This window comes from Streptomyces sp. NPDC005775 (assembly GCF_042871565.1).
GTDB lineage: Bacteria > Actinomycetota > Actinomycetes > Streptomycetales > Streptomycetaceae > Streptomyces.
The window spans coordinates 214,555-235,453 of record NZ_JBIAIU010000001.1; the positions used below are offsets into that span (position 1 = coordinate 214,555).

The following is a 20,899-nucleotide window of genomic DNA, read 5'->3' on the forward strand; positions in this document are numbered from 1 at the left end:
CGGTCGGGCGGCATGTCGGCGGGGGCGGCCCGCGGCATGCCGCCTACTGTCTCCGCACGGAACCTGCGAACAGGTGACGTTGCGGTATCGGCGCTGTGCGGGCCGCTCCGGCGCCGCTATCCCCTCGATGACGACGTCACTCACGACGAAGTACGGGGAGTGGCATGCCGGACGTACAGCGGCGCGGACGACCGGGGGTGGCCGCCCTCATCTGCGGCCGGCGCACCAAATGGCTGGTCGTGGTCCTGTGGCTGATCGTCTTCGTCATCGCGTCCCCGCTCGCCCAGAAGCTCACCGACGCCCAGGACAACGACGCCACCTCCTGGCTGCCGAGCAGCGCGGAGTCCACCCAGGTCCTGGAGAGCTCGAAGGACTTCAGGCCCGAGGTCATCACCGCCATCGTCGTGTACGCCCGTGAGGGCGGGCTGACCGGGGCGGACAACGCCCGGATCGTCGACGACACGCGGCAGTTGCGCACCCTGGACACGCACGGCGTACGGGGCGCCCAGACCCGGGGCCCCGTCTACGACGAGCAGGCCGCCCCCTCGGCCGCGCAGGTCTTCGTACCCATCACGATGGGCGAGAAGGGCTGGGAGCAGATCCGTCCCGCGGTCGACTCCGTCCGGAAGATCGTGGGAACGAGCAGCGGCGGTCTCGCCGTGCACGTGACCGGCCCCGGCGGTGTCACGGCCGACTCCGCGGAGGCCTTCTCCGGCATCGACTCGACGCTGCTGTTCGCCGCGCTGGCGGTGGTGATCGTGATGCTGCTGATCACGTACCGCAGTCCGACCCTGCTCCTGCTGCCCGTGATCGCGGTCGTGGCCGCGCTCTTCAGCGCGCAGGCGGTGATCTATCTGCTCGCCGCGCACGCGGGCCTGACCGTGAACGGACAGAGCGCGGGCATCCTCACGGTGCTGGTGTTCGGCGCGGGCACGGACTACGCCCTGCTGCTCGTGGCCCGCTACCGGGAGGAACTGCGCCGGCACGAGGACCGGCACGAGGCGATGGCGCGGGCGCTGCACCGGGCCGGTCCGGCCGTGCTGGCGAGCAGCGGCACCGTGGTGCTCGGCATGCTGGTGCTGCTGGTCGCGGAGATGAACTCGACCCGGGGGCTCGGGCCGGTGGCCGCGATTGGTGTGGCGGTCGCCCTCGTCGCCATGCTCACGCTCCTGCCCGCACTGCTGGTGATCTTCGGCCGGTGGGTCTTCTGGCCGGTGATCCCGCACTTCGGATCCGCCGAGCCGACCGAGCACGGGGTCTGGGCGCGGATGGGCGGCCGGCTGGCACGCCGCCCCCGCACGATCTGGATCGCCACCGCGCTGGTGCTCGCCGCCCTGTCCCTCGGGCTGACCCAACTGCGCGCCTCCGGCCTCAGCAACGCCGACTCGTTCACCGGCAAGCCGGACTCGATCACCGGCCAGGAGATCCAGGACCGGTACTTCCCCGGAGGCAGCGGTGATCCCCTGGTGATCGTCTCCGCGGCCGACCGCGCCAGGGCTGTCCGGGCCGCGGTGGCCACCACGCCCGGGGTGGTGCCCGGCTCGGTCGGTACGCCGCCCGGCGCCCGGCCGGTGGCGGACGGCCAGGTCATCCTCGAGGCGACGATGACGGACCCGGGCGACAGCGACGCGGCCAAGGACACGGTGGAGCGGGTCCGCGACGCGGTGCACGTGGTACCGGGCGCCGGGGCCCAGGTGGGCGGCAGCACCGCGGCCCTGCTCGACATGGACGCCGCGACCAGGCACGACAACCGGCTGATCATTCCGCTGGTGCTGCTGGTGGTGCTGATCATCCTGGGCCTGCTACTGCGCGCGGTGGTGGCGCCCGTGGTGCTGGTCGCGACGGTGGTGCTGTCGTTCGCCGCCGCGCTCGGCATCAGCGCGCTGGCCTTCCGCCACGTCTTCGAGTACGCGGGCGAGTCGACGGACTTCCCCCTGTTCGTCTTCGTGTTCCTGGTGGCCCTCGGCATCGACTACAACATCTTCCTCTCGACGAGGATCCGCGAGGAAGCGGTGCTCCAGGGCACCCGCGCGGGAGTGGTGGCGGGCCTCGCCGCCACCGGAGCGGTGATCACGTCGGCCGGCCTGGTGCTCGCAGGCACCTTCGCGGTGCTCGGCACCCTGCCGGTCGTGGCCTTCGCGGAGATCGGCTTCGCGGTGGCCCTGGGCGTGCTGCTGGACACGTTCGTCGTCCGGTCCGTGCTGGTCACCTCCCTGTTCCTCGACATCGGACCGCGGGTGTGGTGGCCCAGCCCGCTGGCGCGCGAGAAGGAGACGGCGGCACGGAGGGCGGGAGCCGGGACGACGAAGGCGCAGGATCACTGACCGCGGGATGAACGCGGCCGCTCACCGGGCTCACGCGGTCCGGCCGTCGTTCGCCGCACCGTAGCGCAACCCGTCGTACAGGATCGTGGCGATGCGTACCGCATCGTCCTTCCAGCCGTCGGCTCGCAGCCCGCAGATGCCCCCGAGGGCGCGCAGGACGATGCGGCCGCTGACACCCTCGCGGACGAGGCCGGCCGCAACGCCGGCGGCGAGCAGTCCGTCGAGCGCGCGGGCCATCTCCTCGCGCGTGCTGTCAAAGACCGGCGAGTCGGTCGCCATGATGCTCTCCAGCACCTCCCCCATCCCTCGGCCCACTGCCGCGTGCTCCACGAGGAGCAGCAGGAAGGTGCGCAGGGCTTCGTCCGGGGCGTGCTGCCCGAGCAGCCGGGCGGGGGTTGCGCAGAGCTCGGCAACCTCTTGGCGGTACACCTCGGCGACGAGCGTCTCACGCGTCTCGAAATGCCGGTAGAGGGTGCCGACGGCGACGCCTGCACGACGGGCGATCTCCTCCACGTGAGCGTCGTCGTCGGCGAGGAACGCCGTACGCGCCGCGGCCAGGAGGGCTTCGCGGTTGCGGCGGGCATCGGCGCGCAGCGGACGTGATGACGGCAACGGACCTCCATAAGGTGAGTCGGACTCCGTTTGTGTACAGTTTCCGGAGTCAGGTTCACTTTACCTAGGGAGTACGGCCATGACGATCGCGGATGAAGGTCTCGACGGCCTGCGCGTGCTGGTCACCGGGGGCAGCCGAGGCCTGGGCGAGGCGACGGCCCGTCGCTTCGCCGCAGCCGGTGCCACGGTGCTGACGGCCTCACGAACGGCGCCTCCGGACGACCTGCCCGCCACGTTCGTTCGCGCCGACCTGCGCTCGGCCGAGGGGGTGGCAGAGCTCGGGCGGCGCGTGCTGGAGAGCGTCGGGGGCATAGATGTGCTGGTCAACAACGCCGGGGCCGCGAGCGGAACGGTGCCCACCCTGGAGCGGTCCGACGCGTCCTGGCTCGCCGACCTGGAGGTGAACCTGCTCGGCGCGGTCCGTCTCGACCGGGCCCTGGTTCCCGGCATGGTCGAGCGCGGCTCCGGCGTCGTGGTGCACGTCTCCTCCATCGCAAGCCACCTCCCCCAGCCTGCCGAGGCGTCCTACGCCGCGGCGAAGGCGGCGCTCAACACCTACAGCCGCGAGTTGGCGACCGCGGTGGGAGAGCACGGCGTGCGCGTGGTGTGCGTCCTGCCCGGCTTCGTCGTCACCGAGGGTGCGGCCAGGCACCTCCAGCAGATGGCGGACGGTCAGGGGGTCGGCGTCGACGACGTCACCCGGCAGCTCGTGGACCGTCTGAAGGTGCCGATGGGGCGCCCCGGCGACCCCGAGGACGTCGCGGAGATGATCGCGTTCCTCGCCTCCGGCCGCGCCAAATGGCTCACCGGTGCTCAGTTCCGGGTCGACGGCGGCATCATCCCCACGGTCTGAGTCACCGTGCGCAACAGGAATCGAGGAGCGAAACGATGAAGTTCAGCCTGACGTCACTGATCGTGGACACTGCGGACCTGGAGAGCGAGAGCTCGTTCTGGCATCGACTGCTCGGCGGCTCGGTCACGAGGACGCCCACGCACCACTTCCTGCAGACCGACGGCCTCCCGGTGCTCGTGGTGCAGTACGCCCCCGAGCATGCCTCGCCGCAGTGGCCCGACGGGATCTCCCAGCAGATGCACGTCGACCTCGCCACGGACGACGTGGGTGCCGCGGACAAGCGGGTGCTCGATGCCGGGGGCCGGCGGCTGCGGCCGACGGACGATGTCGTCGCCTCCGCCCCGCACGGCTCCCGCGTGTACGCCAGCCCCGCCGGTCACCCCTTCTGCCTTCGTTCGGCGTGACTCCGCGACCGGGCGCCGAAGAGCCCCTTCGAGCCGGAGTCAGTGCTCCGGCCCCGGTCGTTCACCGGGCCGGCCCGGCACTCCGGCGCCCTCCCCGCTCTCCGTCCGCTCCGCCGCGCCGGGCACCGCACCGTCTCCGCGCAGGCGTTCCACGTCCGAAGGGCGCACCTGAATGACGATCAGGGCGATCAGGGCGGCGACGACGGCGAAGACCGCGGCGACGACGAACGCCGTGGAGACGCCCGATGCCAGGACCTGGTCGCCCCAGGATCCTGGGAGCTCCCCGGTCCGGCGGAACTCCGCCAGCTGGGCCGGCGTCGCGTCCGCGAGGAACTTCGGCACCTGGTCGGTGGCCTCGTTGCGGCTGGCCGTGCCGAAGACCGTGACGAGGATGGAGAGGCCGAGCGATCCGCCGACCTGCTGGGTGGTGTTGAGGATGCCGGAGGCCGCGCCCGCGTCCTTCGGCGCCACTCCGGAGACGGCCATCAGGGTCAGCGACACGAACTGCAGTCCCATGCCGAGACCGAACACCAGAATGGGGCCCAGGAGGCTGCCCAGGTACGTACTGTCGACGTCGGTCCGCGTCAGCCAGCCCAGACCCACGGCGGCCAGGACCGCACCCGTCACCATGAAGGGCTTGGGGCCCCATTTGGGCAGCAACTGGGAGGCGATGCCCGCGCCGATCGCGATGATGACGCTGACCGGCAGGAAGGCGAGACCCGCCTTGAGCGGACTGAAGCCGAGGATGTTCTGGACGAACAGGGTCAGGAAGAAGAACATCCCGAACATCGCGGCGGCCAGGCTCAGCATCATGCCGTACGTGCCCGCGCGGTTGCGGTCCCGGAACATCCACAGCGGTGTGATGGGCTGCCGCGACCGGCTCTCGATCGCGATGAACAGGCCGAGCAGGACCACGGCCGCAGCGAAGGCCCCCAGGGTGAGAACGTCGCTCCAGCCGTCCTGGGACGCCCGGATGAATCCGTAGACGAGGCACACCATGCCGAGCGTCGAGGTGAGCGCACCCACCACGTCGAAGTGACCGGGATGGCGTTCGGACTCCCGGATGAAGCGGGGTGTGGCCAGCACGATCAGCAGACCGATGGGGACGTTGACGAAGAAGATCCACCGCCAGTCGAGCCACTCCACCAGTACGCCGCCCGCCAGCAGCCCGATGGCGCTGCCACCCGCCGACACGGCTGCGAACACGCCGAACGCCCTGTTGCGCGCCGGGCCTTCGCGGAAGGTCGTGGTGATCAGGGACAGGGCGGTCGGCGAGGCGATCGCACCTCCGACACCCTGGAGGGAGCGGGCGGCGAGCAGTTGCCACGACTCCTGGGAGAGACCGCCGAGCAGGGAGGCGAAGACGAAGAGGGCCACGCCGAACATGAACACTCTGCGACGGCCGAGGATGTCGCCCAGACGCCCGCCGAGCAGAAGCAGTCCGCCGAACGTCAGGGTGTAGGCGTTGATCACCCAGGAGAGGTTTTCGGTGGAGAAGCCCAGTGAGGTCTGGATGTGCGGCAGCGCGATGTTCACGATGGTGATGTCGAGGACCACCATCAACTGGCAGGAGCAGATGACGAGTAGGGCGATCCCGCTGCCTCGTCCCTTCTTCGGGGATTCGGCAGCCCGCTGGGATGTCGCGTGGGAGCCCGTCATGGGATTGCTTGCCACTCAAGCCGTCAGTGAACGCGGTCGTTCACTCCCCCGACGTTAGCTCCGCCCGTCGGCTGCCGCCAATCGGGCGGGACGAGCCGGCGTCCCGGCAGGCACGGAGTGCGCGCACAGCCTCTGCTGCGGATCGGCACAGCGTGCGAGCGGGCCACGGAGTCCCTGCCGCCCTCTTCGACCACACCGGCGTGCGGCGCAACGTTACGGTGCCATGAATTCGCCGCCGAGTACGCACCCGACGTCGGGGCGAAGTGGTGATCCCACCCGGCCGGAAGGGAAACTCGCAGCTCGGAGGCCATTTGGCAGCGCCCTGCCGGAGGGGGCGAGAGCTTCGCCAAGGCACCGACCGCACCGCTGCCGACGCCCGTCGACGCGCTTGACGTACGCAACGGGGCGCTGCGAGTCTCCGGAACATGTTCGCGACGGTCCCCACCGATGCGCGGCCCGCCCGCGCCGGCCGCACCGCAATGCCGCCCGGGTGTCCGGGCCGCTGTACCGCCGCCTGACCGGGCTGCCCCGCACGGCGCTCCGGACGGTTCTCCCACCCACACCTCCGCTCCACGGACGGCATCCCGTCCGTCCGCGGACGCCACACGCGCTCCTCGCTGCCGCTCCCGCGCTGACCGACTCGCTGCCGGACGGACGTCTCGAGCGGCCGGCGTACACGCGTGTCTTTCGAAAGGAATCTGCCATGACCTCCACAACCACCGCTCCCGCTCCCTCCGTTACCGTCCAGAAGCTCGGCGGCCGCATCGGCGCCGTCATCTCCGGCGTCCGTCTCGGCGGGGATCTGGCACCGGAGACCGTCACAGCCGTCCGGGCGGCGCTCCTGGCCAACAAGGTCGTCTTCTTCCGCGGCCAGGACCATCTGGACGAGGACAGTCACGAGGCGTTCGGCCGACTGCTCGGCACCCCGGTCGCCCACCCGACCGTCCCGTCCGCCGACGGCCGCTATTCGCTCGGTATCGACTCCGACCACGGTGGCCGGGCCAACCAGTGGCACACCGACGTCACGTTCGTCCCCGCCTACCCGGCCTTCTCCATCCTGCGCGCCGTCGTCATCCCGCCGTACGGCGGGAACACCCTGTGGTCCAACACCGCTGCCGCCTACGCCGAGTTGCCCGAGCAGCTGCGCACCCTGGCGGACAGCCTGCGGGCCGTCCACTCCAACGACTACGACTATGTCGCCCTGCGGCCGAACGCGCTCCCGGAGGCGCTCGCCACCTACCGGAAGGTGTTCACCTCGACGAAGTTCCTCACCGAGCACCCCGTGGTCCGCGTCCACCCCGAAACCGGTGAACGCGTCCTGCTCCTCGGCAACTTCGTCCAGCGGATCACCGGGCTGACCGGCCACGACTCCCGCGCCCTCGTCGATCTGTTCCAGTCCCACATCGAACGCCCGGAGAACACGGTGCGCTGGGACTGGCAGGTGGGCGACGTCGCCATCTGGGACAACCGCGCCACCCAGCACTACGGGGTGGACGACTCCGACACCCATGAGCGCAAGCTGCGGCGCGTCACCATCGACGGCGACGTCCCCGTCGGCACCGACGGCCGCCATTCCACCCTCATCAGCCCCGGGGCGGTGCCGGACCCGTCCTTCGGCATCGCGTCCGGAGCCTCGACGGTCCCGGGCACCGATCGCTGACCCTCACCCTTCGACGCCGTCGCGCGGCGCGGCCCGGGCGACCGCTCAGGCGCCCCGCGCGACGGCCGGTGCGGGAACGGTCGCGGCTCGCACCCCCGCCGCCCACCGGGCGGCCGGTCCCAGCGCGTACGACGCGGCGAGGACCGTCCCCCCGAGCAGCAGCCAGCCCGCCGTGCCCCACCCCACCAGCAGCGCGGTGAGCAGCAGGGGCCCCAGCGTGCGGGCGACGGTGACGCCGGTTCCGAAGAAGCCCTGGTACTCGCCGGTCCGCCCCGCCGGCGCCAGGTCGAAGGAGAGCTGCCAGGAGCCGGCCGAGTGCAGCATCTCGGCCGCGACCAGCAGTACGGAGCCGCCGGCCAGGGCGGTCACCGCCACCCATGGGGAGTCCGCCGCCGACATGGCGAAGACGGTGCAGGTCAGGGCCATGAGAGCGCCGGACCGGCGAAGCGCGCGGGCCGCCGTGGGAATGCTGTTCACGGAGCGCGCGGTGCGGACCTGGAAGAGCATCACAGCGCCGGTGTTGAGCACGAAGAGCGCGGAGACCACCCATTCGGGAGCCTCGGTCCGCTCGGTGATCCACAGCGGCAGGCCGAGGCTGAGCAGCGGCATGCGCAGGAGCAGCACGGTGTTGAGGAGCGTGACGACGGCGTACGGCCGGTCCCGCAGCACCGCGAGCTTCACGCTCCGGTCCCCGCTCACCGCTGGGACTGGCGGCAGCCGTAGCAGGACGAGGGCGCAGAGCAGGAAGCTCACGGCGTCGACGGCGAAGACCGCGAGGTAGGCCGCCGTGGTTCCGGCGGACAGGGCGATGCCTCCGAGTGCGGCGCCGACGGCTAGGCCCGCGTTGAGCGTCGATTGCAGATGGGCGAGCGCACCGGTGCGCTCCTCCTTGGCGACCACGCCGGCGAGGAGGGCCTGGCGGGCGGCCGCCAGGCCCGATTGCGCGGTGGCGTAGAGGCAGGCGGCCGCGAGGAACAGTGCGAAGTCGCGCACGACGAGGAAGGACGCGACCGCGACAGCGGTCGCGAGGGCGAGCAGGACCGCCGTTCCCCGCGGGCCCCGGCGGTCGGCGATCCGGCCGAGGGGTACCCCGACGAAGGAACCGACCGCCCAGGCCACGGTGAGGCCGAGCCCGATCCTGGCGGGGCCGATCCCGACCACATGGGTGAAGTAGAGGGCCGAGGTGACGTAGTACGCGCCGTCGCCGACGGAGTTGCTCAACTGCGCCAGTGCAAGCGTGCGTTGAGGCCCGGTCGGTGGCAGTGGGTTCGGCATGGCCTTGACGTTACGCAACGGGCGGCTCACGCGTGTGGGGCAATTCAGCGCCACTCGCGTGGGCCACTTCGGCCGTCTTCACCCAGTCGCAGAAGTGCCGGCGCAGGTGCTGGTCCAGGGAGCGCCGGACCCTATGGCAGGGGCAGTCCCGCGTAGTTCTGCGCGAGTTCGGCGGCGGCGAGCGGCGAGGCGGCGATCCTGTCCAGCTGCGCGATCTGCAGCCGGGTGTCGAAGCCGCTCTGTTCCGGGTCGGTGTGGAGCGTGGTGGTCATGAAGTACGAGAAGTGCTCGGCCCGCCACACCCGGCTCAGACAGGTGTCGGAGTAGCTGTCCAGCAGGTCGGACGATCCGGTCGCGTGCCGGTGCGCCAGGGCGCGGGCCAGCACGACGACGTCGGCCGCCGCCAGGTTGAGTCCCTTCGCCCCGGTCGGCGGAACGATGTGGGCGGCGTCCCCGGCGAGGAACACCCGGCCGTACCGCATGGGTTCGGTGACGGAACTGCGCATCGGCAGGACGGACTGGGAGGTGATGGGGCCGCGCCGCAGCTTCCAGTCCCCGTCCACGGCGAAGCGGGCGTCGAGTTCGTCCCAGATCCGTGTCTCGGACCAGTCGGCGGGGTCTGTGCCGTTGGGCACCTGGAGGTAGAGCCGGCTGACCTCGGGCGACCGCATGCTGTGCAGGGCGAAGCCGCGCGGCGAATGGGCGTAGATCAGTTCGTCGCAGGACGGCGGTACGTCGGCCAGGATGCCCAGCCAGGAGTACGGGTACACCCGGTCGTAGGTGCGCTGCGCTGCCGCCGGGATCGCGGTCCTGGTGACTCCGTGGAATCCGTCGCAGCCCACCACGTAGTCGCAGGTGAGCAGCGCCTCGCGGCCCTCGTGGGAATAGCGGACGGTCGGCCGGTCGGTGTCGGCGTCTTCGACCGAGGTGACCTTCGCGTCGAAGAACAGCGGTGCGCCGTCTTCCAGCTGCAGGGCTATGAGGTCTTTGACCACTTCGGTCTGGGCGTAGACCCACACCCGGCGGCCGTCGGTGAGTGAGGGGAAGTCGACGCGGTGGGACCGGCCGCCCCAGCGCAGTTCGATGCCGTCGTGCACCAGTCCCTCGGCGTCGAGGCGTCGGGCGGCACCGGCCTCGCGGAGCGCGTCGACGGTGGGCTGTTCGAGGATTCCGGCGCGCTGGCGCTGTTCGACGTAGGCGCGGTCGCGGCTCTCCAGGACCACGCAGTCGATCCCCGAGCGGTGCAGCAGACGGGCGAGCAGCAGCCCGGCCGGTCCGCCGCCGATGATTCCCACGGTCGTGTGCATGGACTACTTCTCCTCCGCGGTTTGGCTGATTTCGGCGATGATCCGGTCCGCCGCGGCGAACGCGGCGTTGGCTGCCGGGACTCCGCAGTAGACGGCTGCCTGGAGCAGGACCTCCTGGACGTCCTCGGGTGTGAGGTCGCCGCTGACGAGCGCGGCCCGCAGGTGCATGGCCAGTTCCTCGTGATGGCCGCGGGCCACCAGGGCGGTGAGTGTGAGACAGCGCCGGGTCCGGTGGTCGAGTCCGGGCCGGGTCCACACCTCGCCCCAGGCGTAGCGGGTGATGAAGTCCTGGAAGACGGCGGTGAAGGGCGTGGTCCGGGCGATGGCCCGGTCGACGTGCGCGTCGCCGAGGACAGTGCGGCGTACGGCGAGCCCCGCGCCGCGTCGGGACGCGTCATCGGTGGCTGTCGCGGCCGCGAAGTGGCTGAGCAGCGCCGACGTCACGGGCGCGGGCCGCTCGATGGGGGCCAGATGCGAGGCTCCCGGGAGCTCGACCAGCGTCGTGCCGGGGATGGTGTCGGCCAGTTCGCGCGCGTGGGCGACCGGGGTCGCGGGGTCGTCGCGGCCCGCCACGACGAGCGTGGGGGCGGTGATGTGCGCGAGTGCGCCGCGCAGGTCGTGGGCGGCGAGGGCGTCGCACAGGGCGGCGTACGCGAGGGGGTCGACGTGCCGCAGGCCGGCCAGGGCGGCGCGGGCGGCGGGGCTGTCGGCGAAGTCCGCGGTGAACCAGCGGGCCGCCGCGGTGTCGGCCACCGGGCCGATGCCCTGGGTCCGTACGAGGGCGGCGCGTGCGCGCCACGCCGCCGGTTCGCCGAAGCGCGCCGAGGAGCAGACGAGCGCGAGCGACGTGATCCGGTCGGGGTGGTGGAGGGCCAGCCATGTCCCGACCGCTCCGCCCAGGGATATGCCGGCGTACGCGAACCGGTCGATGCCGAGGGCGTCGGCGAGGCGGAGGACCTGACGGCCCAGTTCGGCGACGTCACCGTCCGCCGGGAACAGTGCGGCGGGGGTGCCGCCGTGACCGGGCAGGTCCCAGCGGACGACGCGGTGGCCGCGGGCCAGGGCGGGGATCTGGGCGTCCCAGACGGACAGTGTGGTGCCGAGGGACGGGCCGAGGATGAGCGGCGGCGCGGCGAGGGGGCCGTCCACCTGGTGGTGGAGAAGCCGTGCCGTGGGTGTGTTCGGGGTGGTCATGGGGCTCCTGGGCCGGCCGGTGCCGGGTGCGATGAGTGGCCGGCGGCAGCTGCCGGACGGTCACGGTGTGGGTGCGCTGCGGCCGCCGGGCAGCCGATGCGTGCCGGGGGCGTGGTGTGCGGTCCGCGCGTCATCGCGGAACCGTCCCCCCGCTGTGGCGGCGCAGTGCGCGATCGACGAGGGGGCCGGCCGATCCGGTGTACGCGGACGGGTCGGTGAGGGTCCTCAGTTCGTCCGGCGCCGTCACGTCCGCCAGTGCCGGGTCCTGGGCCAGTGCTTGGTGGAGGGGGGTTCCCTCGCGGGCCGCGCGGGCGGCGCCCTCGGTCACCGCCGTGCGGGCCCGCTCCCGTCCGGTCCTCGCCGAGAGGACGGCGACGAGCCGTTCGCTGACGATCAGTCCGCCGCTCGCGTCGAGGTTCGCGCGCATGCGCCCGGGGTGGACCCGCAGCCCTTCGGCCAGGGCGGCCGCCGCGTCGGCGGCTCCGCCGACCGCGCGCAGCGCTTCCCTCAGGGGCTGCCATTCGGCGTGCCACGCCCCGGGCGGGCGTTCGTCCTCTGCGGCGAGGGCCGCGTACAGGATCCCCGTGAGCGCGGGGACCTGGCGGGCGGCAGCGGCGATGAGGACGGCGCGGGCCGGGTTGGCCTTGTGCGGCATCGCCGACGATCCGCCGCCGGTGCTCTCGGCCACCTCGCCGATCTCGGTACGGGACAGGACGAGGACGTCCGCGGCGAGTTTCCCGAGGGCCCCGGCGGTGAAGGCCAGCGCTCCCGCGAGGTCGGCGACCGGTGTGCGCAGGGTGTGCCAGGGCAGCGCCGGGGCGGCCAGCCCGGTCGCGGAGGCGTAGGCCTCGACGAGGCCGAGGGCGGCGTCGCGGGCCTTTCCCGCATCCGCGTCGTCCTCCGACTCCGCGAAGACCGCGAAGGCCGCCAGTGTCCCGGCTGCGCCGCCCAGTTGGACCGGGAGGGCGGCCCGGACCGCTACGATCCGGTCGTGGGCGTCGAGGACCAGGCTGCGCCAGCCCGCCGCCTTGAGGCCGAAGGTCGTCGGCACGGCGTGCTGGGTGAGGGTGCGGCCCGCCATCGGCGTGTCACGGTGCTCGGCGGCGGTGAGCGCGAGGGCGGCGGCGACCCGGTCCAGGTCGGCCAGGATCAGGTGCAGGGCCTCGGACGCCACCAGCATGGCGGCCGTGTCGAGGATGTCCTGGCTGGTCGCACCCCGATGGACGTGGGCGGCGGCCCGCGGGGACCGTTCGGCGACAGCGGCCGTCAGGTCGGCGGCCAGCGGGATGACGGGGTTGCCGCCCGACCGGCCCCGCAGCGCCAGGGAGCGCGGGTCGAACCGGGCCGTGTCGGCGGCCGCCGAGGCGACGGCGTCCGCCGCCCCTGGCGGGGCGTGCCCCAGCGCTTCCTGGGCGCGGACGAGCGCCGTCTCGGCGTCGAGCAGGGCGCGTACGTACGCCGCGTCGCCCGTCGCTTCCTCGACCGCCGTGCCGGCGCTGACCGGTGCCAGCAGGCCGACGTCGGCCGCCGCGTCACCCCGTGCGTCACCCGAAGTCAAGGAAGACCGTCTCCTCATGTACGCCGTCGTACTGCAGACGGATGTCGAATCGGTGGATGCGGGTGTCCTCCGGCGTGGTGACGAGGGTCGCCCTCCGCGCCTCGGGGAGCCCCGCGAGCAGCCGGTCCCGGGTCAGGCCGGGGGCGTCGTGCAGATAGGCGCGGGTGTGCAGGTGGTGCGTCAGACCGCGCGCGAAGACGACGATCGCGAGGTACGGGGCGCCGCCCGGCGGCAGCGTCGTGACGGTGTAGTGCCCGTCGGCGTCGGTCGCGACCCGGCCGAATCCGGTGAACGCGACGGGGTGGCGGCCGATGACCGCCCCCGTCACGGGGTCGCGGCGCAGCGATCCGGGCGCCCCGTGCCGGGACCCGTCGGGTGCGGGCTGCCATACCTCCACGAGGGCGTCGGGCACCGGGGCACCGGCCCCGTCGAGGACGTGGCCGTGCAGGACCACGGCGTCGGGCCGGCCGGCCGGTGCGATGTCGCCGCCGCCCGCGAAGGGCAGGGCGTAGCCGTAGAAGGGGCCTACGGTCTGGGACGGGGTGGGCGGGAGCTCGCCGGGTGCGGGCACGGCTACGGCGGCAGGTATGGCGGCGGACATCAGCGGCCCTCCTCGATCCAGGTGGCGGACGGACCGTCGAGGACGATGTCCCAGCGGTAGCCGAGCGACCATTCGGGGGTGGACAGGTCGTGGTCGTACGCCGCGACGAGACGGCCGCGGGCGTCGTCGTCGGTGACGGACTGGAGGATCGGGTCGTAGGCGAAGAGCGGGTCGCCCGGGAAGTACATCTGGGTGACCAGGCGCTGGGTGAACGCGGCCCCGAAGAGCGAGAAGTGGATGTGCGCGGGGCGCCAGGCGTTGGTGTGGTTGCGCCACGGGTAGGCGCCGGGCTTGACGGTGACGAAGGAGTACGCGCCCTGTGCGTCGGTGAGGCAGCGGCCGACGCCGGTGAAGTTCGGGTCGAGGGGGGCGGGGTGCTGGTCGCGCAGATGCGCGTAGCGGCCGGATGCGTTGGCCTGCCAGATCTCGACGAGCTGGCCGCGCACGGGACGGCCCGTCCGGTCGAGGACCCGCCCGGTGACCGTGATCCGCTCCCCCAGCGGCTCCCCGTGGTGCTGCCTGGTCAGGTCGTGGTCGAGTTCGGTGATGTCGGTGACGCCGAAGACGGGGCCGGACAGTTCGACGGCCTCGGGGTCCGCGCCCATGGCGATCAGCGGCCGCTTCGGGTGCCGCAGGGTGCTGCTGCGGTAGGGGGCGTAGTCCCGGGCCGGGTGCGGGCGCGCGGGTGCGCCGGCGGCGAGGGACGTGGCGTACTTCTCGTGAGCATCGGTGATCTCGGCGGTGATGTCGGCCTGGTCGAGTGCTCGGGGTGCGGCCGGGGCGGAGGGGGAGCTCATGGACGTGGGTGCTTCCTTCCCTGTACGGGGGCGGCGGTGGGCGGTGCGGGCGGGCCGGGTCTCACGGCATGGTCTGTTCGGCGACGCGGACCGGGGCGGCGGTCCTGGCGAGCACCTCGGCGACGTCGACGCCCGGTGCCGTCTCCACCAGGACCAGCCCGTCGGGGGTCACGTCGAGAACGGCCAGATCCGTGATGATCCGGTGGACGCAGGCGCGGCCCGTGAGCGGGAGGCCGCACTCCTCGACGATCTTCGGGCTGCCGTCCTTCGCTGTGTGGGTCATCGTCACGATGACGCGGCGGGCGCCGTGCACGAGGTCCATCGCGCCGCCGATCCCGGTCACGAGCTTGCCGGGGACTGCCCAGTTGGCGAGGTCGCCGCGGGCCGAGACCTGCATGGCGCCGAGCACGGCGGTGTCGATGTGTCCGCCTCGGATCATGCCGAAGGAGAGCGCCGAGTCGAAGAACGAGGCTCCCGGCAGGACGGTCACCGTCTCCTTGCCGGCGTTGATCAGATCCGGATCGACGTCCTCGTCGTACGGGAACGGGCCGGTGCCCAGGATGCCGTTCTCGGATTCGAGGACGACGTGCACGCCCTCGGGCAGATGGTTGGGGATCAGCGTCGGCAGCCCGATGCCCAGGTTGACGTACTCGCCGTCGCGGAGTTCGGCGGCCGCGCGGGCGGCCATCTCCTGGCGGTTCCAGCTCATCGGTGGCCGCCCTCGTCCGGGTTGGTCCGTGGTGTCACGGTGCGCTGCTCGATCCTCTTGTCGGCGGCCTGCTCCGGGCTCAGCGCGACGACGCGCCGGACGAAGATGCCGGGCAGGTGCACGTGGTCGGGGTCGATCTCGCCGGGCTCGACCAGTTCCTCGACCTCGGCGATGGTGATGCGGCCGGCCATGGCGGCGAGCGGGTTGAAGTTGCGGGAGGACTTGTTGAAGACGAGGTTCCCGTGCCGGTCCCCCCTTGCCGCCCTGACGAGGGCGAAGTCGGTGCGGATGCCGCGTTCCAGGACGTACGGGGTGCCGTCGAAGTCGCGCACCTCCTTGGCGGGCGAGGTGAGCGCGACACCGCCGTTCCCGTCGTAGCGCCAGGGCATTCCGCCGTCGGCGACGAGGGTGCCGACCCCCGCGGGGGTGTAGAACGCCGGGATGCCCGCCCCGCCGGCGCGCAGCCGTTCGGCGAGGGTGCCCTGCGGGATGAGTTCGAGCTCCAGCTCGCCGGCCAGGTACTGGCGGGCGAACTCCTTGTTGCCGCCGATGTACGAGCCGGTGACCCGGCTGATCCGGCCGGCGGCGAGCAGCACCGCGAGCCCGGAGTCCTGCGCGCCGCAGTTGTTGGAGACGACGCGCAGGTCCCCGGAGCCCCGTTCGTGAAGGGCCGCGATGAGCGCGTCGGGGACGCCGCTGAGTCCGAAGCCGCCCACCGCGATGGAGGCACCGTCCGGCACGTCGGCCACGGCTTGCGCGGCGGAGGCGACCACCTTGTCCATGGGACCGTTCCTCACTTGTTCGCAAAGAGTTCGCAGAGTGAAGTTTCTTTCACTATTCTCGGCACGGAGTCTGCCGCCCGTCCGGAGCCCTGTCAACGGTCGGCGTTCCACCGCAGCCGGGCGGTGTTCATTACTGTGTTCCCACGACGCACGACGGAGAGCCGATGCCACCGACCCACCTGCTCCAGCCGGCCGAGTCGCCGGAACCGGCCGAAGCCGTCGCCCCGCTCATGCGCGGCATCGCGGTCCTGCGCCGGGTCACCGACGAGGGCGGGGCGATGAGCCCGAGCGCCATCGAGCGCGCCACCGGCCTGGCCCGGTCCACGGTCGACCGGATCACCGCGACCCTGGCCCGCATGGAGTACGTACGGGTGGACGGACGCGACGTCACGCTCGCTCCGCGCCTGATGGAACTGGGCAACGCCTATCTCTCCGCCCTCCGTCTCCCGTCGCTGCTCGGCCGGCATGCCGACGCCCTGGCCGACGAGCTCGACGAGTCGGTGTCCCTCGCGGTCGGCGACGGCGACGGCATCCGCTTCATCCATCAGGCCACCCGGCGTCGCGCGATGTCGCTGAGTTTCCGCATCGGGGATCTGCTGCCCGCCGAACGCACCGCTCCCGGACCCCTGTTGGCAGCCGACTGGGACGCGAGCGAGTGGCAGCGGTGGCGGGAGCGGCAGGCCGCGGACCCGGAAGGTCTGGTCTTCACGGCCGCCCCTCCCCACACGCCTCCGGACGAGAAGGACTTCGTGGCGCGCGCGGAGCGGGCGCGCCACGACGGCTGGGCTCTCGACGACCAGTTGATCGAGCCCGGCCTCGTCGCCCTCGCCGTGCCGGTCCGCTCCTCCGACGGTGCGGTGGTGTGTCTCGTCAGCGTCGTGAGCCACACCAGCCGGCACACCGCGGTCTCGCTGCGCGACACCCTGCTGCCCCGGGTGCTGGCGGCCGCCGCGGCCATGGAGCAGGACCTCCACCGAGCCCCGCCCGCCGCAGCCCCCGACTCCCCCGCCCCGCTGGCCTCCTGGACCGGCGCCTCGAAGCAGGAACTGGGCCGCGGGTTCAACGAGTCGCTCGCACGCGGGCTGACCGTCCTGGCCACCTTCGGCGAGGGCCGGGACGCCCTGACGTCGGCCGAGGTCGCCCGGGGAACGGGGTTGGCCAGGGCGACCGCCCGGCGGGCTCTGATCACCCTGGAGCACCTCGGTTACGTCACCGCACGGGGCCGGGCGTACCACCTCACCCCGCGCGTACTGGCCCTGGGTTACCCGCCGTTGTCCCTCGCTACGCTGCCGCAGATCGCCCAGCCCCACCTGGCCGCGCTGACCGGGCAGGTCCGGGACTCCGCCTCGCTCGCGGTCCTCGTCGGCGACGACGTCCAGTACACCGGACGCGTGGCGACCCGGCGCATCATGAACGTCAACATCACGGTCGGCACGCGCTTTCCCGCGCACGCGACCTCGATGGGCCGTGTCCTGCTCGCCGCCCTGCCGCCGGCGGAGCGCGAGAGCCGTTTCGCGCGGACACGACCGCACGCCCTGACCCCGTACACCGTCCTGTCTCCCGACGAGCTCGGCGCCACCCTGGACCGGGCCCGGGCCGACGGATACGCGCTCGTCGACGAGGAGTTGGAGGTGGGGCTGCGTTCGGTCGCCGTCCCCGTCCACGACCGTCGCGGCACGGTCGTGGCGGCGGTCAACGTGGCCATGCACAGCAGCAGCCGCACCCTGGAGGAGTGCGTCACGGACGTGCTGCCCCGGCTGCGCGAGGCGGTCGGACGCATCGAGGCCGACCTGCACATCACCGAACGGTACGTCCGCGTGCCGGCGATGTGACGTCCGGGGGCGAGGTCAACTCGCCGGTTCCGGTCCGGCGACCTCGATCAGCAGCGCCTGCCCCGGGTTGAGCGTCGGCATGGGCAGTCCCGCGCCCGTCAGTACCGTGCCGGCCATCGGTACCCAGCCCTTGACGGCCGCCCGGTACCAGGCCGGGGCGAGGACCTGGTGCATGGAGGGCAGTCCGGCCTCGGTGCGGACGCGGACCCGGTAGCCATGGCCGGGGGCCAGGCCGGGGAGGCGGACGCGCCCCGACTGGGCCGGCGCGGAGGTCTCCGTACGCGCCCAGCAGTACAGCGCGGCGCCGGCGTCCGGGGCGACGACTCCGTGCAGGTACGTCGCCTCGTCGTCGAGGTCCGCCCTGACGACCCGTCCGCCGTGCAGCAGGCCTCGTACCTCCTTGTACAGCGCCGCCCACCGGGCCAGGGCCTCCCGCTCCGCGGGTGTGCGTGCCGTCAGGTCGTCCTCGATGCCCGCGTGTCCGAACAGCGCGGTGATCAGGCGGAACGAGTCGTCGGTGACCCGGCCCGTCGTGTGGCTGCGCGGCCCGCCGACATGGGCGCCGATCAGCTCGGGCGGCAGCAGCTGCGCCGTCCAGCGCTGGATGGCCTGGCGCTCCACGGGGTCGTTGCAGTCCGAGGCCCACACCCGGTCCGTACGGGCGAGGACGCCGAGGTCGACGCGTCCGCCCCCACTGGAGCAGGACTCGATCTCCAGGCCGGGCCGGCGGGACCTGAGCGTGTCCATCAGCCGGTACAGGGCCCGGGTCTGCCCATGCACGCCCGGCCGGTCACCGCCGTGCGCGCCGCGGTGGACCGCCTCGTGCAGTTCCCTGTTGTGGTCCCACTTCAGATAGTCGATGCCGTACGCGTCAACCAGGGCGTCCAGCGACTCCAGCAGATACGCGAACGCCTCCTCGTGCGCCACGTTCAGCACGTACTGATGGCGGGAACTCGGGCCCAGACCCACGGACGGGCCCAGGATCCACTCTGGGTGCTCACGCGCGAGGCGCGAGCGGAGGTTCACCATCTCCGGCTCCACCCAGAGCCCGAACTGCATGCCGTGGTCGTGCACCCGGTCCGCCAGCGGGGTCAGCCCGTCGGGCCACATCTGCGGGTCGACCGTCCAGTCGCCGAGTCCCGCCGTGTCGTCGCGGCGGCCGAGGAACCAGCCGTCGTCCAGGACCAGGCGCTCCACGCCGACGGCCGCGGCGGTGTCGGCCAGTGCGAGGAGCCGTTCGGGCCGGTGGTCGAAGTAGACGGCCTCCCAGGTGTTCAGCGTCAGCGGACGCGGCGACGACGGGTGCCCGGGGCGGGAGCGGAGCATGGTGTGGAAGCGGCCGGCGAGACCGTCCAGGCCCTCGGCGGACCAGGCGAACCAGCACTCGGGCGAGGTGTAGCTGTCGCCGGGAGCGAGCCGGATCTCTCCGGGTGAGAGGAGCTCGCCCCCGCCCAGGACGCCGCCGTGCACCCCGGCGCCCTCGGGCAGCCGCTCGGCCAGCCAGCGCTGGTTGCCGCTCCAGCCGACGTGCAGGGCCCAGACCTCGCCCGTACGGAATCCGAAACCGGGCACACCGACCGTCAGCAGGTGGGGCGCGTCCAGCCCGGGGCGTCCTCTGCGGACCTCGCGGACATGGCCGGCGAAGGCGAGCCGGCCGCGTTGCGGAGTGCGTTCGCGACACCACTTGCCGGTGAAGTCCAGGACCTCCTGGGCGCGGTTCGGCAGCGGGAGCAGGGCGGTGGTGGCGGCGAGGTCGTACGGGGCGGGGCCGGGGGCGTCGGCCGGGGAGGACATCCGGGTGCGCACGCCCAGGACGCCGGACGGGTCGAGCCGGTAGGTGAGGGTGAGGTCGAGTCCGGCGTCGGCGTCCCGGAGTGCGATGACGAGTGCGCCCGGCCTCTCCTCGGCACCGGTCATCGCGACGCGGGGCGTGGTGGCCGTCCCGGCCCGGTGACCCTCCTGGGCGGGGGTGCCCGACCAGCCGTCGGCCTGGGTGGGCCAGACCGTGAACTGCCGTGGCTCGTCGAGCGCGCAATGGAGCGAGGCGGCGTCCGCCGAGAGTGCCAGGGACGCCAGACCCTCGTCGTCCAGCTCCCCGAGGTCCTCGCCCCAGTGCAGGACGCGGGGCAGAGGGGTGCGGAGCTCGACGACGAAGCTCACCCCTGCCGCGCGCAGGTGTGCGATGCGGGCGGTGCTGCGGGTCATGCCGTGTGTCCTCTCGGTACGGGAGGGGCGGCGATGCGCCTCGCCGCCCCCGCGGTGGCGGCTCAGGCGTACGGGTCGAAAGGAATCCCGGCGGGCTTCGCCCTGTCCAGGTGGGCGGCGAAGTTGCCGTCCTTCAGACCGAAGACGGCACTGCCGAAGTCGGCCTGGACCAGCTTCTCCCGGATGCCGGCGGGGTAGCCGTTCCAGCCGACCAGGTCGGGGAACTGCCACTGGTGGTAGTGGTTCTCCGGCGGCTCGTCGCCCGTGGTCGCGCGGCGGAAGCAGTGCGTCCCGATCCCGTCCTTGTGGTAGACGACCTTGGGATGCGTCCCGTCCCACAGCATCCCGTCGCGGCCGTACACGTTGAAGCCGCCGTGGGCGGAGGTGGAGACGTACTTCGCCTCGTTGTCCTGCACCCACACCACGACGTGCTCCCAGTCGTGACGATGTCCGCCGAGACCGCTTCCGGCCACGGCCTGGTCCTTCTCGAAGTAGAGGCCGTACATGATGGCGCACCAGCCGTTGTTGCACAGGGAGCGCGCGTAGCCGTTGGTGTTGTCGAGGTCCCAGGAGTCGTGGCAACTGCCGTTGACGGCGCCCGTGGTCTTCAGTCCCGGAGCGATGGCCCCGTCGGCGCCTATGGCGGGCGTCGGATAGCAGCCGTCCCCGTCGTAGTCGAACGCGGGCTGGAAGGTCTGCTCCAGCCCGTCGGCGTTCGCGGGCAGCGCGCCCGGCACGGCGGCGAACGCGTCGCCGGACGCGGCGACGACCAGTACCGCGGCGGCTGCCAGGGTGAGAGAAGCCTTACGGAGCCGTCCCTTGTTCTTCACTGCTGCCTCCAGGTTCACGCCTGCCGGACCGAGCCATGCCATGGCATGCCCATGTCGAAGCTTGCGGAACCCCGTGGCACCCGGCTCCGGTCACCGCCGAGGCATCCGTCACTCGCAGTCCACGAAGCAGTGGGCCGCTGTGCGGCCGGCGCATCGGCGAATTCCCGGAAGTCCGTCCCGTCCGGCACGTCCAGGAGGACGGCCGGACGGGACGCGGGAGCGGGCCCGAGCGCGTGGCGGAGGTGCTACCCGACGGTCTCGATGAACGCGGCTTCGACCATGACGGCACTCAACCGC

Annotated in this window: 17 protein-coding genes; 5 read left to right on the plus strand and 12 right to left on the minus strand. The window is 72.5% G+C overall.

The genetic code is table 11. The features are described from left to right. The first annotated feature begins 164 nt into the window (after positions 1 to 164). Positions 165 to 2,324, plus strand: coding sequence for an MMPL family transporter (locus ACFYPA_RS01005; protein ID WP_389128583.1), 2,160 nt, complete (start codon positions 165 to 167; stop codon positions 2,322 to 2,324). Positions 2,325 to 2,354: 30 nt separating this feature from the next. Here ACFYPA_RS01005 and ACFYPA_RS01010 read toward each other — a convergent pair whose 3' ends face one another. Further along, positions 2,355 to 2,936: a TetR/AcrR family transcriptional regulator gene (locus ACFYPA_RS01010; RefSeq protein WP_359080070.1), complete on the minus strand. Its 582-nt coding sequence runs from the start codon at positions 2,934 to 2,936 to the stop codon at positions 2,355 to 2,357. A gap of 79 nt (positions 2,937 to 3,015) precedes the next feature. Here ACFYPA_RS01010 and ACFYPA_RS01015 point away from each other — a divergent pair, with 79 nt between their 5' ends. Both ACFYPA_RS01015 and ACFYPA_RS01020 read left to right on the plus strand, forming a co-directional pair. Beyond that, positions 3,016 to 3,789, plus strand: a complete 774-nt coding sequence (locus tag ACFYPA_RS01015) for an oxidoreductase (RefSeq protein WP_359080068.1) — start codon at positions 3,016 to 3,018, stop codon at positions 3,787 to 3,789. 35 nt (positions 3,790 to 3,824) lie between these two features. Further along, positions 3,825 to 4,193 carry a VOC family protein gene (locus tag ACFYPA_RS01020; RefSeq protein ID WP_389128586.1) on the plus strand — a complete coding sequence of 123 codons (369 nt, stop codon included), beginning with the start codon at positions 3,825 to 3,827 and terminating at the stop codon, positions 4,191 to 4,193. A gap of 39 nt (positions 4,194 to 4,232) precedes the next feature. Here ACFYPA_RS01020 and ACFYPA_RS01025 read toward each other — a convergent pair whose 3' ends face one another. Further along, positions 4,233 to 5,852 carry an MFS transporter gene (locus tag ACFYPA_RS01025; protein ID WP_389129286.1) on the minus strand — a complete coding sequence of 540 codons (1,620 nt, stop codon included), beginning with the start codon at positions 5,850 to 5,852 and terminating at the stop codon, positions 4,233 to 4,235. Between the two features lie 703 nt (positions 5,853 to 6,555). On the opposite strand from ACFYPA_RS01025, the gene ACFYPA_RS01030 reads away from it, so the two are divergent. Next, on the plus strand, positions 6,556 to 7,512 hold the full coding sequence (locus tag ACFYPA_RS01030; RefSeq protein WP_359351787.1) for a TauD/TfdA family dioxygenase: 957 nt from the start codon (positions 6,556 to 6,558) through the stop codon (positions 7,510 to 7,512). A gap of 45 nt (positions 7,513 to 7,557) precedes the next feature. Here ACFYPA_RS01030 and ACFYPA_RS01035 read toward each other — a convergent pair whose 3' ends face one another. The 8 genes from ACFYPA_RS01035 to ACFYPA_RS01070 all read right to left on the minus strand — a co-directional run bounded on the left by ACFYPA_RS01035 (position 7,558) and on the right by ACFYPA_RS01070 (position 15,735). Next, positions 7,558 to 8,787 carry an MFS transporter gene (locus ACFYPA_RS01035; protein WP_389128589.1) on the minus strand — a complete coding sequence of 410 codons (1,230 nt, stop codon included), beginning with the start codon at positions 8,785 to 8,787 and terminating at the stop codon, positions 7,558 to 7,560. Between the two features lie 131 nt (positions 8,788 to 8,918). Next, on the minus strand, positions 8,919 to 10,094 hold the full coding sequence (locus tag ACFYPA_RS01040; RefSeq protein ID WP_389128592.1) for a 4-hydroxybenzoate 3-monooxygenase: 1,176 nt from the start codon (positions 10,092 to 10,094) through the stop codon (positions 8,919 to 8,921). 3 nt (positions 10,095 to 10,097) lie between these two features. After that, entirely contained in the window at positions 10,098 to 11,288 is a 1,191-nt protein-coding gene (locus ACFYPA_RS01045; RefSeq protein WP_359312046.1) for an alpha/beta fold hydrolase, read from the minus strand. 130 nt (positions 11,289 to 11,418) lie between these two features. Continuing rightward, a complete protein-coding gene (gene pcaB / locus ACFYPA_RS01050; protein WP_389128595.1) occupies positions 11,419 to 12,864 on the minus strand; it encodes a 3-carboxy-cis,cis-muconate cycloisomerase in 1,446 nt (481 codons plus the stop codon). Continuing rightward, positions 12,833 to 13,447: a protocatechuate 3,4-dioxygenase subunit alpha gene (gene pcaG, locus ACFYPA_RS01055; protein WP_359080054.1), complete on the minus strand. Its 615-nt coding sequence runs from the start codon at positions 13,445 to 13,447 to the stop codon at positions 12,833 to 12,835. Before pcaG ends, pcaB begins: the two co-directional genes overlap by 32 nt. Further along, positions 13,447 to 14,244: a protocatechuate 3,4-dioxygenase subunit beta gene (gene pcaH, locus ACFYPA_RS01060; protein ID WP_359080052.1), complete on the minus strand. Its 798-nt coding sequence runs from the start codon at positions 14,242 to 14,244 to the stop codon at positions 13,447 to 13,449. The genes pcaG and pcaH overlap by 1 nt, the downstream gene beginning before the upstream one ends. A gap of 61 nt (positions 14,245 to 14,305) precedes the next feature. After that, complete coding sequence (locus ACFYPA_RS01065; RefSeq protein ID WP_359312040.1) at positions 14,306 to 14,953, minus strand: CoA transferase subunit B; 648 nt, start codon at positions 14,951 to 14,953, stop codon at positions 14,306 to 14,308. After that, entirely contained in the window at positions 14,950 to 15,735 is a 786-nt protein-coding gene (locus ACFYPA_RS01070; protein ID WP_359312037.1) for a CoA transferase subunit A, read from the minus strand. The genes ACFYPA_RS01065 and ACFYPA_RS01070 overlap by 4 nt, the downstream gene beginning before the upstream one ends. A gap of 164 nt (positions 15,736 to 15,899) precedes the next feature. On the opposite strand from ACFYPA_RS01070, the gene ACFYPA_RS01075 reads away from it, so the two are divergent. Further along, positions 15,900 to 17,567 (plus strand): IclR family transcriptional regulator C-terminal domain-containing protein, encoded by a 1,668-nt coding sequence (locus ACFYPA_RS01075; RefSeq protein WP_389128599.1) that lies wholly within the window; start codon positions 15,900 to 15,902, stop codon positions 17,565 to 17,567. A 15-nt stretch (positions 17,568 to 17,582) separates the two neighbouring features. Here the strand turns inward: ACFYPA_RS01075 and ACFYPA_RS01080 are convergent, their stop codons facing one another. Then, positions 17,583 to 19,772, minus strand: coding sequence for an alpha-galactosidase (locus tag ACFYPA_RS01080; protein WP_389128601.1), 2,190 nt, complete (start codon positions 19,770 to 19,772; stop codon positions 17,583 to 17,585). 62 nt (positions 19,773 to 19,834) lie between these two features. Next, positions 19,835 to 20,644: an NPP1 family protein gene (locus ACFYPA_RS01085; protein ID WP_389128604.1), complete on the minus strand. Its 810-nt coding sequence runs from the start codon at positions 20,642 to 20,644 to the stop codon at positions 19,835 to 19,837. Positions 20,645 to 20,899 lie beyond the last annotated feature (255 nt).

What these genes read in the sequence shown, in the direction of transcription:
- ACFYPA_RS01005 (WP_389128583.1), top strand. Translation starts at nt 165, where the DNA reads ATGCCGGACGTACAGCGGCGCGGACGACCGGGGGTGGCCGCCCTCATC.
- ACFYPA_RS01015 (WP_359080068.1), top strand. Translation starts at nt 3,016, where the DNA reads ATGACGATCGCGGATGAAGGTCTCGACGGCCTGCGCGTGCTGGTCACC.
- ACFYPA_RS01020 (WP_389128586.1), top strand. Translation starts at nt 3,825, where the DNA reads ATGAAGTTCAGCCTGACGTCACTGATCGTGGACACTGCGGACCTGGAG.
- ACFYPA_RS01025 (WP_389129286.1), bottom strand. Translation starts at nt 5,852, where the DNA reads ATGACGGGCTCCCACGCGACATCCCAGCGGGCTGCCGAATCCCCGAAG.
- ACFYPA_RS01030 (WP_359351787.1), top strand. Translation starts at nt 6,556, where the DNA reads ATGACCTCCACAACCACCGCTCCCGCTCCCTCCGTTACCGTCCAGAAG.
- ACFYPA_RS01035 (WP_389128589.1), bottom strand. Translation starts at nt 8,787, where the DNA reads ATGCCGAACCCACTGCCACCGACCGGGCCTCAACGCACGCTTGCACTG.
- ACFYPA_RS01040 (WP_389128592.1), bottom strand. Translation starts at nt 10,094, where the DNA reads ATGCACACGACCGTGGGAATCATCGGCGGCGGACCGGCCGGGCTGCTG.
- ACFYPA_RS01045 (WP_359312046.1), bottom strand. Translation starts at nt 11,288, where the DNA reads ATGACCACCCCGAACACACCCACGGCACGGCTTCTCCACCACCAGGTG.
- pcaB (WP_389128595.1), bottom strand. Translation starts at nt 12,864, where the DNA reads ATGAGGAGACGGTCTTCCTTGACTTCGGGTGACGCACGGGGTGACGCG.
- pcaG (WP_359080054.1), bottom strand. Translation starts at nt 13,447, where the DNA reads ATGTCCGCCGCCATACCTGCCGCCGTAGCCGTGCCCGCACCCGGCGAG.
- pcaH (WP_359080052.1), bottom strand. Translation starts at nt 14,244, where the DNA reads ATGAGCTCCCCCTCCGCCCCGGCCGCACCCCGAGCACTCGACCAGGCC.
- ACFYPA_RS01065 (WP_359312040.1), bottom strand. Translation starts at nt 14,953, where the DNA reads ATGAGCTGGAACCGCCAGGAGATGGCCGCCCGCGCGGCCGCCGAACTC.
- ACFYPA_RS01070 (WP_359312037.1), bottom strand. Translation starts at nt 15,735, where the DNA reads ATGGACAAGGTGGTCGCCTCCGCCGCGCAAGCCGTGGCCGACGTGCCG.
- ACFYPA_RS01075 (WP_389128599.1), top strand. Translation starts at nt 15,900, where the DNA reads ATGCCACCGACCCACCTGCTCCAGCCGGCCGAGTCGCCGGAACCGGCC.
- ACFYPA_RS01080 (WP_389128601.1), bottom strand. Translation starts at nt 19,772, where the DNA reads ATGACCCGCAGCACCGCCCGCATCGCACACCTGCGCGCGGCAGGGGTG.
- ACFYPA_RS01085 (WP_389128604.1), bottom strand. Translation starts at nt 20,644, where the DNA reads ATGGCATGGCTCGGTCCGGCAGGCGTGAACCTGGAGGCAGCAGTGAAG.